Annotated in this window: 9 protein-coding genes; 2 read left to right on the top strand and 7 right to left on the bottom strand. The window is 72.4% G+C overall.

Features of this window, described 5'->3' with window-relative positions; translation table 11 throughout:
• Window positions 1–95 precede the first annotated feature (95 nt).
• The 4 genes from ACFXOM_RS24440 to ACFXOM_RS24425 form a co-directional block, all read right to left on the bottom strand.
• Window positions 96–842: a PIG-L deacetylase family protein gene (locus ACFXOM_RS24440; protein WP_385039262.1), complete on the bottom strand. Its 747-nt coding sequence runs from the start codon at window positions 840–842 to the stop codon at window positions 96–98.
• Window positions 843–865: 23 nt separating this feature from the next.
• Entirely contained in the window at window positions 866–2,164 is a 1,299-nt protein-coding gene (locus tag ACFXOM_RS24435) for an alpha/beta fold hydrolase (RefSeq protein WP_384941140.1), read from the bottom strand.
• Window positions 2,165–2,441: 277 nt separating this feature from the next.
• The gene (locus tag ACFXOM_RS24430; RefSeq protein WP_384941139.1) at window positions 2,442–2,864 is read right to left on the bottom strand and encodes a hypothetical protein; all 423 of its coding nucleotides are present in this window, start codon (window positions 2,862–2,864) and stop codon (window positions 2,442–2,444) included.
• Between the two features lie 39 nt (window positions 2,865–2,903).
• Entirely contained in the window at window positions 2,904–3,311 is a 408-nt protein-coding gene (locus tag ACFXOM_RS24425) for a PLDc N-terminal domain-containing protein (protein WP_384941137.1), read from the bottom strand.
• Between the two features lie 306 nt (window positions 3,312–3,617).
• On the opposite strand from ACFXOM_RS24425, the gene ACFXOM_RS24420 reads away from it, so the two are divergent.
• Window positions 3,618–4,907 (top strand): cation:proton antiporter, encoded by a 1,290-nt coding sequence (locus ACFXOM_RS24420; protein ID WP_384948601.1) that lies wholly within the window; start codon window positions 3,618–3,620, stop codon window positions 4,905–4,907.
• Between the two features lie 21 nt (window positions 4,908–4,928).
• On the opposite strand, the gene ACFXOM_RS24415 is transcribed toward ACFXOM_RS24420, so the two are convergent.
• Window positions 4,929–5,126: a hypothetical protein gene (locus tag ACFXOM_RS24415; RefSeq protein ID WP_384941134.1), complete on the bottom strand. Its 198-nt coding sequence runs from the start codon at window positions 5,124–5,126 to the stop codon at window positions 4,929–4,931.
• 153 nt (window positions 5,127–5,279) lie between these two features.
• The gene (locus ACFXOM_RS24410; protein ID WP_384948598.1) at window positions 5,280–7,970 is read right to left on the bottom strand and encodes a LuxR C-terminal-related transcriptional regulator; all 2,691 of its coding nucleotides are present in this window, start codon (window positions 7,968–7,970) and stop codon (window positions 5,280–5,282) included.
• Window positions 7,971–8,120: 150 nt separating this feature from the next.
• On the opposite strand from ACFXOM_RS24410, the gene ACFXOM_RS24405 reads away from it, so the two are divergent.
• Window positions 8,121–9,437, top strand: coding sequence for a diacylglycerol/lipid kinase family protein (locus ACFXOM_RS24405; RefSeq protein WP_384941131.1), 1,317 nt, complete (start codon window positions 8,121–8,123; stop codon window positions 9,435–9,437).
• Window positions 9,438–9,593: 156 nt separating this feature from the next.
• Here the strand turns inward: ACFXOM_RS24405 and ACFXOM_RS24400 are convergent, their stop codons facing one another.
• Complete coding sequence (locus ACFXOM_RS24400) at window positions 9,594–12,029, bottom strand: SpoIIE family protein phosphatase (protein ID WP_384941129.1); 2,436 nt, start codon at window positions 12,027–12,029, stop codon at window positions 9,594–9,596.
• Between the last annotated feature and the right edge of the window lie 80 nt (window positions 12,030–12,109).

The raw sequence follows: 12,109 nt of genomic DNA, 5'->3' as shown, positions 1-12,109 counted from the left end.
CGGTCAGCGGAGGGTCTTCCCCTCGCACCTGCCGCCCGCAAAACCGAAGGCGACGGGCCGGGGCGCGTTCGACGGGCCGCGCGGACGGGCGCCCCTCAGCGGCCGAACAGTTCGAAGCCCACGGCCGGACGCCCGCCGAACCGCTCCGCCAGCGCCTGGACGGTGCCGGTCAGGAAGGTACGGCAGTACGTCTCCGGCGGCTCGTCCGTCAGCGCCTCGAGGTACGTGCGGTGCGCCAGCAACGACCGGACGGCGCGCTCCAACCCCGGGGCCGCGTCCACGGCGTGGGTGGGCGTGGCGGAACCCGCCACGGCGACCCAACGCACCCCGTTCCACGGTTCGAGGCCCTGCTCGGTGAACAGTTCGGGGAAGATCCACCGGTTGCCGGCATCGGCGGCCGCATCGAAGACGGCTCGACCGACCGCGCGGTGATCGGGGGTGTTCCACGCACCTCCCACCGCGGGCCCCCAGGTGTCCCGGTGGTTGAGCGTGACAACCAGTTCGGGGCGGTGGCGCCGGATCACGGCGGCAATGTCCCGACGTAGCCCGAGCCCGTACTCGATCGCGCCGTCCCTGTGGTCGAGGAACTCGACCACGGACACTCCCACGACCGCGGCACCGGACCGCTGCTCGCGCTCCCGCAGCGGTCCGCAGACCGCCGGCTCGACGGTGTCGATCCCTGCCTCGCCACGACTCGCGAGCAGGTACACGACCTCCTTCCCGGCGTCCGTCCAGGAGGCCACGGCCGCGGCACACCCGTACTCGAGGTCGTCGGGGTGGGCCACGACGGCGAGACAGCGGGCCCAATCCTCTGGCATGGGCGCAAGCCGGGTTTCGGTCATGTCCGAGCCCTTCCCCGGCCGCACTACACCTCGTCGCGTACGAGGGCGAGCAGCCGGTCCAGCACCCGTGGACCGGAGGTGCGGACGCCGTCGTGCTCGAACTCGTCGGTCACCCAGGTGCGCAGTCCACGGATGGCCCGTGCCGTCGCGAGGGAGTGGCCGGTGTCGACGTACATGTCGTCGTGGTAGATCGCGGCGGCCACCGGGACCTCGTTGGCCGCGAGGCGCTCGGCGTCGTACAGCGCGGGCCAGTCAGTACGTGCGGCGAGGACGGCGGCGGCCTCCCGCAGTGGCCGCAGCGCCGGGTCGACCTCGAAGTGCCACGGGTGAACGGATTCGCCGGTGAACAGCAGTGGTGCGTCCCCGGCCAGTGTCTTGGCGGCGTCGAACTGCGGGAACTCGGCACGCACGCGCTCGGCCGCCCAGTCCGTCGGCGCCTCCCCTTGGGCGTAGATCGCCTCGTGAAGCACGGCGTACAGCGGATGCGCTGCGTACGACAGGGACGTGAGAACGCCTTCCCGGAAGGCGTCGGAGAGTTCGTTCCCGCCCGCCGTACGGACGAAGGTGTTCTCCAGCAGGTAGTGCAGTTGGTGGCTGCCGTCCCCGGTGCCGAGTTGGATCCCGAGCGACTGGAACGCCTCAGGGGTGAGGACGTATCCGCCGGGGAGCACGGTCCGGTGCTCGGCGAGGTGCTCGACGACGCGGCGGGCGCGTTCGACGTCCTGCGGGTAGCGCGCGTAGTGGGCTCGGTTCCTGCGCTCGATCCGCGGGTACGCGGCTCGGTAGACGTCTTCCGCGCCGGCGCGGAGCGACGGGAGCCCGCCCGTGATCAGAACGGTCCGCAGGCCCTCGGGGGCGGTCGAGAGGTAGTGGGTCGCGCAGAAGCCGCCGAAGCTCTGGCCCAGCACGGTCCAGCGCGCCCCGCCGGTCAGCTGGCGCCGCACGGCTTCACAGTCGCGGACGATGCCGTCCGCGCGGAAGCGGGCCAGGTAGCGGGCCTGCTCTTCCGGTCCGCCGCGCATGGGCAGGGTCTGGCGGTTGGCCGGGGTGGACAGCCCGGTCCCTCGCTGGTCGAGCATCAGCACCCGGTACTCCTGCACGGCACGCCCGAGCCAGGCATGCTTGCCCGGAAAGCGGCGCGCGCCGAAGCCCGGCCCGCCCTCCAGGTAGACCAACCAAGGCAGGTCGGATCCGGCACGGGCGCTCGAGACGATCTCCCGGCCGTAGAGTGCTATCTGCTCCCCCGCGGGGTCGGAGTGGTCGAGGGGGACGGTGAAGTGGCGGTCCGTGAGGACCAGGCCAGGTTGCCGGTAGCTGGTCAAAGCTGCTCCTGAAACCCTCGACGGCCGGTGGGCTGGTGTGCGCCCGCTTGGGCCCAGTGCACCACACGGGCGGGCGGCGGGCGCACCAAGAGGGCGGGGCCGTCCGAAACGACCCCGCCGGGTGCCCGGGCGAACGCGCCGCCAGGACCCGACGGGCGGGCCCTGGCGGCGGACGGCGGGCATGGGCTGTTCGGCGTAGAAGTGGCGGCCGGTGGAGTCCGCCACGGCCGGCGTAGAAGTGGCGGCCGGTGGGTCCCTCACGGCCGGTGGATGCGCGTCAAGCGGGAGATCGCTCGTCGTCCTCGCGAACCACGCACAGGGCCCAGATGACGGCGATGCAGAGCGCGATCGCCACCAGGGACCACAGTGGGTAGTAGGGCAGGGAGAGGAAGTTGGCGATCAGCAGCAGCCCCGCGATGACGATGCCCGCGACCCGGGTCCACGTGGCGGGCCGGAAGAGGCTGAAACCCACCACGATGGCGATGACTCCGAATATCAGGTGGATCCAGCCCCATGCCGTGAGGTCGAAGCGGAAGACGTAGAGGGGCGTTGCGACGAAGACGTTGTCCTTGGCGATGCCCATGATCCCCCGGAAGAGATCGAGGATCCCTGCGACGATGAGTATCACTGCGGCGAAGGTCACGAACCCGCCGGCGACGGCATCGCGCCCGGAACGTACGTGGGTTGTCTGCTGCGTCATTGGTGTCACCTCGTGCTGCCGGTCGGCCCGCGCTTCGGCTCAGCGCAGGAGCTTCTGCTTGGCCTGCTGGAATTCCTCGTCGCTGAGGTCTCCCTTGGCCTTGAGTTCGGACAGTCTGGCCAGTTCGTCGGTGGTTCCGGAGCCCTTCGCGGTCTGCCGGATGTAGTCGTTGAAGGCCTCCTGCTGTTCCCGGGCCTGCTGGACCTCGCGCTTCCCCATGTCCCGGCCGCGCACGATCACGTACACGAGGACGCCGAGGAACGGGACGATCAGCACGAAGAGCAGCCAGGCCGCCTTGGCCCAGCCGTTCATCTCGTGGTCGCGGAAGAGGTCCATGATGACCCGGAAGAGCAGGATCAACCACATGACCCAGAGGAAGATCCACATCACGGTCCAGAACGCGCCCAGAACCGGATAGTCGTACGCGAGGTAGACAGTGCCGCCCATCGCCGTCCTCCTGCCGTTTCGTTTCGGACGTCAGCCGTCCGCTCGCCGCCAGTGTGGGACGGCTGAACGGCGGTTCCCTCACCCCCCACGGGTGAATCGGCCCCGGGTGCCGACCCCCGTACGACGGTCGGGAGCCCGCGTGTCGGTGGTGTGACGCGCAGCCCGGTGACCGAGGATGAACGCTCCGTGACTTCGCACATCCGGTGGGTGAGGCATGTCAGACAAGCGAGGCGCCGGAGGCGACCGGTCGGACGACGGCGTCCCCAGCGGTCCGCGGCACGGCGCCGCTGGGCCGGGCGAACGACCGTGAGCGGAGGGAACGCCTGGACGGGCGTGGCCGTCGCGGCGGTCACCGCGGGCTATGCGCTCGTCTCGAAGCGGATCACGGTCACGCCGGTCACCGCCGCAATGGTCTTCACCGGCTGCGGCGTGCTGATCGGTCCCGCCGGCATCGATGTCCTCGACCTCGCGCGCAACGCGGGTCCCGTGCTGGTACTGGCCGAAGCCGCACTCGCCCTGGTGCTCTTCACCGACGCAATGGCGGTACGCGGCCGGGACCTGCACCACGGAGGCTTCCTGCCGGCCCGGCTCGCCGCCGTCGCCCTCCCGCTGATGATCGGGGCCGGGTGGCTGCTGGCGTGGCCGCTGCTGCCGGGGCTCTCCCTGTGGGAGCTGGCGCTCGTCGCCACGATCCTGGCGCCCACCGACGCAGCGGTCGCCCGGGCGGCGATCAGCAACCCTCGGCTTCCGCTGCTCGTGCGCAACGGACTCAACGTGGAGTGCGGCGTCAACGACGGCGTGGTCCTCCCCTTCTTCATCCTCTTCCTCACCGCACTTCCCGGTACGGCGGCGGCCGAGCAGGGTCTCGTGGGCATCTTCTGGCGCTCGCTGGTCCTCAGCGCGGCGATGGGTCTGGTGATCGGACGGGGTGGCGGCTGGCTGCTGCGCCGGGCAGGGGCGGCCGACTGGGTGGGTCGCGAGGGGAGCCAGCTGACGATGCTGTCCGCCGCACTGGCCGCGTACGCCGCGGCGGTAGGCATCGGAGGCAGTGGATTCATCGCCGCGTGGACGGCCGGGTTCGCCTTCGCGGCGCACCTGCGCCTGGGGATGCTGCCCGGTGAGCGGAACGGGGACGCGTACGGCGGGCGGCCCCACGAGTTCGCCGAGAACCTCGCCTCGCTGCTCGCTGCGATGACGTTCCTCGCGTTCGGTGCGGTGTTGCTCGGGCCGGCGCTGGCGCACCTGGACTGGCGGGTCGTCCTGTACGCGCTCCTGAGCCTCACCGCGGTCCGCATGGTGCCGGTCGCGCTCGCACTGGTCGGCAGCGGGCTACGCCTCCCCACCGTGGCGTACGTGGGCTGGTTCGGCCCGCGAGGTCTCGCATCGCTGGTCCTCGGGCTGATCGCGGTGGAGGAGCACGTCCCGGGGGCGGGGGTACTGGGCGAGGTCGTCGCCGTCACCGTGGGGCTCAGCGTCCTGCTGCACGGGGCGTCCGCGGTGTGGCTGAGCGAGCGCTACGGCGCGTGGTTCGAGCGGACCGTCCGGCGCAACCCCCACCTGCGCGAGGCAGGACCGGCCGCGGTCGGCTCCGGCTGACCGCATCACCTTAGGCGCCCGTCAGTCGGGCAACCGGCGCAGCTCCACGACGTGCAGGCCGAGGTCCTGGAAACGCAACAGCAGCCCGTAGAGGTGTGCTTCGTCGGTGACGGGACCGAACAGGACGGTCTCCTCGTGCACCATCGCCTCGTCCAGCTCAGGGAACGCGCCGGCGAGTGCCGGGGACAGGTGACCGGAGACACGGAACTCGTATCGCATGCGCGTACTCCCCCGTGGGCTAGGGGCTCCCCTTCCCCGAGGGCGAGGGGCTCTTGCACCATGCTCCACGGCGCGGGACCCGCCGCGCATCACCCGGAGGAGGTGACCCCGCCGGCCACGTGCCGGGGGCACCGGCGCGGCCGGGAGCGGCCGTCAGATCAGTCCGGCGTCCCGGGCACGCCGTACCGCCTCGTTGCGACGGGACACCGACAGTTTCCGGTAGATGCTCTTCAGGTGCGTCTTGACGGTGTTGACGGACACGAACATCTCCGCCGCGATCTCTTCCGTCGACATCATCTGCGCGGCACACCGCAGGACATCGCATTCGCGCGGACTCAGGTGTTCGACGAGGAGCGGTGGGTTTTCGCTTGCCGCCGTGGAGCCGTGCCGGCCACCGGAATCCGTGCCGCGTTCGGTCAACCAGGTGTGCGCGGAGCTGAGTTCGGGCGCGCGCGCGAGCAGGTGGCGGAGCCATGGGCCGGCTTCGGAGAACGGCTCGCGCAGTTGCTGCGGGCGTGCGGTGCGCAGCGCTCGGCCGAGGAGCACCACCGCACGGGCTGTGTCCTCCTCGGTCGTCGCGGCCCGGGCCTCGACGAGCTGCGCGCGGACCCGATCGCCAGGACCGATTCCTTCGTGATCCAGCCGGGCCAGCAGACGGCGTGCCCTTTCCGGGTCGCCGCCAGCCAAGTGGGCGCCCGCCGAGGCGATGACGTGGGCGGGCCCCCGGCCGGGGGCGTGGCGCAGCGCGGCACGGGCGGCGTCCGCGTCACCCCGGGCGAGGTGTACGACGGAGCGGGCGACGGCGACCCGGCGTGCGGCTTCGCCCCCGCCGTACGGCGCGCCGGGGGCGACCGGCACGTCCTCCAGCGCTGTCAGAGCGGCTTCCGTCCGTCCGTGCGCCAGTTCGAGACGGGAGCGGAGGACCGCCCCTTCGGCCGCGGCCAGCGGATCCTGGGCCGTGCCTCCCGCGGCCTCGAGGTGCCGACGTGCGCCCTGGAGGTCGCCCCGGCCCGAGGCGACGGTCGCGAGCGCAAGATGGCACAGGGCCGTGCGGTGACCGACCGGAATGCCGTGTTCCTCCGCGGTCTTCAACCCCTCACCGGCGTGTGCAGCGGCCTCCTGGAGCAGGCCGTCCACGGCTTCGGCCAGGCCGAGGGCGCCCAAACAGTGATAACGGACCGTCAGGGTCCGGGCATCCGTGGCCGCGGCCAGGGCCTCGTCGAATGCCTGCCGCGCCTCGCCCCGTCGGCCCGCCGCCAGGAAGGCCCGGGCCCTGCCGTAGCGGCACAGCGCTTCGATCTCGGGGTGCTGCGCGAGCCGGGTTCCGGAGACGCGCGACATGGCCGCGCGCGCCTCGCGGTCGGGATGGTCCGCGGGGCAGGGACCGGTGTCGCCCGACGCCTCGGTGCCCGGTTCGGCCGGCGCGCCGGCGAGCAGTCGGAGCAGTGCCCGGGTCAGCGACCGTTCGGGGACCTCTTCGGTGTCGTCGTCAGGGCCGGACGGAGCGGTCTGGGCGCCGTCGAGCTGCTTGCGGCCCTCCTCGACGTCACCGCAGGCGAGGGCACACGCGGCGGCGGCGAGTGCCGGGGCGGCCCCGGACACGCCGACGGGCATACCGCTGAAGAGCCGTTCCAGGCGGTGACTGTCCGGCCCGGTGAGCAGGCGGCCGACGGCGAGCCGGTCGACGAGGAGGGCCGCGGCGTACTCCCAGTCCTCCGCCGCCGCGGCGTGTTCGAGGGCGTCCGTCAACCTGTCGTGACGGGCGAGCCAGTGTGCCGCTTCCCGGTGCATACGGGTGCCGAGCGAAGGGGACCGGCTGCGCAGATGGGCGCGCAGGACTTCGGCGAACAGGGGGTGGCAGCGGTACCAGGGGGTGTCACCGATCGGCTCGACGAACGCGTTCTCGCGCGCGAGCCGGGCCAGGACGGGCCCGGAGTCCTCCCGTCCCGTGAGTGCGTCGGCAAGTCGTGGGTGGATGTGCGAGAGGACGCTGGTGCGCACGAGCAGGTCCTGGGTCTCGGCCGACTGGGCATCGAGCACCTCCGCCATCAGGTAGTCGGCCACGGCGTTCTGCGACGCGGCGAACGACCGGGCGAAGTCCTCGGTGTCCTCGGCCCGTTGCATGGCCAGGGCGCACAGCCGGAGTCCCGCCGCCCAGCCCTGGGTGCGGTCGGTGAGCACGCCGACGTCCTCCTGCGGGGGCGTCAGTCCGTGGCGGCGCAGCAGTTGGGCGGCCTCACGAGGTGTGAAGGCCAGCTCGGATCTCCGGACCTCGCAGATCCGGGCTTCCGCACGGTAGCGGTGCAGCGGGAGCGCAGGATCGACCCGGCCGGTGAGGACGAGCCTCAGGGACGGCCCGGCATGGGCCAGGACGAACTCCAGATCGGTCGCCACGCCCGCGGCTGCTGCGTGTTCGAGGCCGTCGAGGACGAGGACGACGGGCTCGGGCTGCTCCGCCAACGCGGCTGCGAGCCGGACGATCAGCGCGTGGTCGACGTCGTCCGCCCTGGCGGGACTGCCGATGCCCCCGGGCAGCGGGACCCGGTGGTAGCGGAAGGCCCCGAGGACGTACGCCCAGAAGACTCCGGGGGCGTTGTCCCCCCTCTCGACGGTGAGCCAGACCACGGGGCCCGGCGCCGCCTCCGCCTGCGCCCACGAGGACGCGAGCGTCGTCTTGCCCGCACCGGCCGGGCCGGTGATCACGGTCAACGGACCCCGTGTGCCCTCGGTGAGCCGGTCCACCAGGCGCTGCCTCGCCACGAAGGTCTGCGGTACGGCGGGCATCGCGAACTTCGCGGCCAGCAACGGGTCCCCGCTCGGATTCAGCTCGGCTTCCTCAGCCATGGGTCCCACCGTTGTGCGTCGGTCAGGACCCTCATGATCGCAGCGCCCCGTCAAGATCGCCATCGGGTGCCGCCCGGAGAGTGGGTGCCGCCCGGGGAGGCGGGCCGGCCCCACCGGTTGTGCAATGGCCGTAGGGAGACCGGAGGTGACATGGACGGCAAAGGCCAGCCGGCCCGCACGGTCCGCACACAGCGCCGGTGGGCACTCCTCGCCCTCGTCGCCGCCACGGCCGCGATCACGCTGCTCCTGGTGGGCGGCGGGCTTCGGGGAGTCGGCCTGATGCTGGTCGGGCTTGCGGGGGCAGCCGTCACCGCGGCCGCCGTGTGGTGGGCGCTGACCCGGCGCGGCCCCGCGCGGGGGTGCGCTGCGGCGCTCGCACTGGCGGTGCCCGGCGTCGTGATCTGGCTGAACGTCCGCTCGGGGCTGTTGTGGGTGGTCGTGCTCTGCCTGCTACTGGGGGCACTGGCCACCTGCGCCGGCTGGGAGGCACTGGCCGCCGACGTACGCCGAACGGGTCGGCCGGCGGTCACGGCACCCGCTCCCGAACGCCCCTTCCTGATCATGAATCCTCGTTCCGGAGGCGGCAAGGTCGAGCGCTTCGGCCTGCAGGAGAAGGCGGAACGCGCCGGGGCCAGGACCGCGCTCCTCGATCCGGCCCGGCACACCGACGTCGCTGCGCTGGCCCGCGAAGCCGTGGCCAACGGTGCGGACCTGCTCGGCGTGGCAGGAGGCGACGGCACGCAGGCCCTCGTCGCCGCCGTGGCGGCCGAGCACGGTGTCCCCTTCATGGTGATTCCCGCGGGAACCAGGAACCACTTCGCCCTGGACCTCGGGCTCGACCGCACCGACCCGGCGACGAGCCTGGACGCCCTCACCGACGGCGTCGAGCTCACGGTCGACCTGGGACTCATCGGCGAGCGGGTGTTCGTGAACAACGCGTCGTTCGGTGCCTACGCCTCCGTGGTGCGCAGCGACGCCTATCGCGACGACAAGCTGCGCACGGCCCTCCAGCTCTTCCCGGACGTGTTGACGCACCGAGCCGGACCGGTGCTGACCGTACGGGCCGCGGGCACCACGCTCGCCTCGCCGCAAGCCGTGCTGGTGAGCAACAACCCCTACCGGATGGGGGACCGGACCGCCGTCGCACGCCGTGACCGACTGGATTCCGGGTTGCTCGGCGTCGTGGGCATCACCGTCGACAGTGCGGCGCAGGCGGCGCAGTTGTTGGGCGGCGAGCGGTCGTCCGGTCTCACCGTGTTCACCGCCCGGGAAGTCGTCGTCGACACCGACGGGCCCGTGGTCCACGTGGGCGTGGACGGTGAGGCCCTCACCCTGCCCGCACCGGTGCACTGCCTCATCAGACCGGCTGCGCTGCGGGTCCGGGTACCGCGCACCCGCCCCGGAGTGCCGAGGCCGCGGCCGCGGTTGGACTGGCACCGGCTGATGGTGCTCGCGCTCGCCCGCTGACGCCGGGCGTCCTGCTCGGGGACGCGTGCGGCGTCAGTCCCCGGCAGTGCGCGTCCTGTTCTGTCGACCGACGGCGGCACGGTCCGCTACCCACCCTCCGTCCCCGGCGCGAGGATCCCGCTCCCCCCGGCCGGGGCGACGATGCGGCGCCCCGCCTCACACGAGTGCAGCCGTCCGGCCGTCGGCTCCCGGCAGTGCCTGCTCGGTCCAGATGGTCTTGCCCGAGCGGCCGTAGCGCGTCCCCCAGCGCTGGACGAGCCGGGCGACGATGAACAGCCCCCGGCCGCCTTCGTCGTCGGCGGCGCTGTGGCGCAGATGGGGTGAGGTGTGACCGGCGTCCGCCACCTCGCACACGAGCGTACGGTCGTGGATGAGGCGCAGGGACAGCGGGCCCTCCGCGTACCTGACGGCGTTGGTGACCAGCTCGCTGACGATCAGTTCGGTGGAGAACACCAGCTCCTCCAGCCCCCAGTCGCGCAACCGTTCGGCCGCGACCTCGCGGGCGTGGCCGACCGCGACCGGCTCGGCGGGAAGGCCCCAGGTGGCGACGCGGTGGCCGTCGAGCTCACGGGTGCGGACCACCAGCAACGCCGTGTCGTCGGTCGTCATGCCTTCCGGCAGCAGTTCGGCGACGATGCGGTCGCAGATGTCCGCCAGGGACCCCCGGCCGTCGCCGAGCACCGCCTTCAGGGTTTCGAGACCCAGGTCGACGTCCCGGTCGCGGTTCTCCACGAGACCGTCGGTGAACATCGCCACCAGGCTGCCGACCGGTAGCTCGATCTCCAGTGATTCGAACGGCGCACCACCGACCCCGAGCGGCGGGCCGACGGGGAGGTCCGGGAAGACGAGTCCGCCGTCGGGGTGGACGATCGCCGGGGGCAGATGGCCCGCACGCGCCATGGTGCAGCGCCGTGACACGGGGTCGTAGACCACGTAGAGGCAGGTGGCCCCGGTCGCCACGTCGTCGACGCCTTCGGCCGGCGCCCCTGCGGCGCCCGTGCGGTCCTCCGCCGCCTGCCCCACCAGGTCGTCGAGGCGCTTGAGGAGTTCGTCCGGAGGCAGGTCCATGGGGGCGAGCGCCCGCACGGTCGTGCGCAACCGTCCCATGGTGGCCGCGGCGTGCAGCCCGTGGCCCACCACGTCCCCGACGACGAGCCCCACCCGCGTCCCCGACAGGGGGATGACGTCGTACCAGTCGCCTCCCACTCCCGTCACGTCGTCCGTGGGGAGGTACCGATGGGCAAGGTCCACCGCCGAGTGGGACGGGAGGTGCTGCGGTAGGAGCTGCCGCTGGAGGGCCAGTGCCGCCGCCCTCTCACGGGTGAACCGGCGCCCGTTGTCGATGCAGACCGCGGCCCTCGTGACGAGTTCGTCCGCGAGGGCGACGGCGCTGCGGTCGAACACGGCCGCCGACCCGCCGACCCGCACGAAGGTGACGAGTCCGAGCGCGTGTCCCCCGGCCCGCAACGGCACCACCATGGTGTCGTCGTCGCGGACGAGCCCGCCGGAGGCGAGGCTGCGGTGCTGTGGCGATCCGACCGGATACACCACCGTCCGGTCCTGCCGGAACAGCGGCCCGGCGGTCTCCGTTCCCGGCCCGGTGGTCGCCGTCGAACGGCGGGCCGTCCGGATGAGCTCCAGTCCCTCCTCCCCTGCGCCACTGGGAAGTTCACCGTCCAGTACCGCCGCCGCGATGTCGACCTCCACGGTGTCGGCGAACCCGGGCACCGCCACCCGGGCCAGCTCCTGCGTCGTCATGACGACGTCCAGGGTCGTCCCGATGTGACGGCCGGCTTCGACCAGCAGGTTCAACTGCCGTTGCGCCTCGTACCGGTCGGAGATGTCGAATGCGTCCTCGCAGACGCCGAACACGTAGCCGCCGGGGTCCTGCAACCGGTAGTAGGAACAGGACCACAGGTGGTCCGTGCCGGGGTCGCTCGGCTGCTCGCCCAGGAAGTGCAGGTCGAGGAACGGCTCACCGGTCTCCAGCACGTGCCGGATGACCGCGTCGAGCGTTTCGGGGTACCCCGGCGTGACGAACCTGCCGCCGGGGTAGAGCTCGTCGCCCCGCATGCCCCGGAACGCCGAGAACGGCCGCCCGATCTCCTCCTCGTAGGCGGCGTTGCACCAGGTGAGCCGGAGGTCGGTGTCGTGGATGGCGAGGCCGACGGGCGACTGGGTGGCCAGACCGTGCAGCATGGCGAGCCGGGACTCCCACAGGATGAGCCCCTCGCGCTCGGTCGCCACCAGCACGCGTCCGGCCACTCCCCCGCCGGCCAGCGGACAGACGGCGACGGCGAGCAGCAGCCGGTGCCCGTCACGGTGGACGGCCACGTACACGTCGCTCTCCTCGACGAGCGACGGAACCACTGCTTCCGGGCGACCGCGACGGCCCGCGGGCCGGGAAGCGGGTTCCAGGATGGTTCCGACCGGTCGCCCGATGACCTCCTGGGGCCCGTAGCCCAGGAGACGCTCCGCAGCGGCGCTCCAGCCGATGACCACACCCTGGCCGTCGAGCACCACGGTAGCCGCCCTGGTGACGTCCAGGGGGCTTCGGAACTCGCCGTCCCCGGCGGCCTTCCCTGGACTCATGGCGCCTCACCGGCCCGTTTCATCACGTTCCAGAATCCGCCCGCCACCCGCCCGGCGCAACAGCGGCGGAGGCCCCGGAG

The organism is Streptomyces sp. NPDC059169, from assembly GCF_042755225.1.
Taxonomy (GTDB): domain Bacteria; phylum Actinomycetota; class Actinomycetes; order Streptomycetales; family Streptomycetaceae; genus Streptomyces.
Note: the sequence above shows the minus strand (reverse complement) of the source record. Positions and strands in the feature narration are given on the sequence as shown.

Coding starts and splice junctions, on each gene's coding strand:
- ACFXOM_RS24400 (WP_384941129.1), bottom strand. CDS start 12,029: ATGAGTCCAGGGAAGGCCGCCGGGGACGGCGAGTTCCGAAGCCCCCTG.
- ACFXOM_RS24405 (WP_384941131.1), top strand. CDS start 8,121: ATGGACGGCAAAGGCCAGCCGGCCCGCACGGTCCGCACACAGCGCCGG.
- ACFXOM_RS24415 (WP_384941134.1), bottom strand. CDS start 5,126: ATGCGATACGAGTTCCGTGTCTCCGGTCACCTGTCCCCGGCACTCGCC.
- ACFXOM_RS24440 (WP_385039262.1), bottom strand. CDS start 842: ATGACCGAAACCCGGCTTGCGCCCATGCCAGAGGATTGGGCCCGCTGT.
- ACFXOM_RS24425 (WP_384941137.1), bottom strand. CDS start 3,311: ATGGGCGGCACTGTCTACCTCGCGTACGACTATCCGGTTCTGGGCGCG.
- ACFXOM_RS24430 (WP_384941139.1), bottom strand. CDS start 2,864: ATGACGCAGCAGACAACCCACGTACGTTCCGGGCGCGATGCCGTCGCC.
- ACFXOM_RS24410 (WP_384948598.1), bottom strand. CDS start 7,970: ATGGCTGAGGAAGCCGAGCTGAATCCGAGCGGGGACCCGTTGCTGGCC.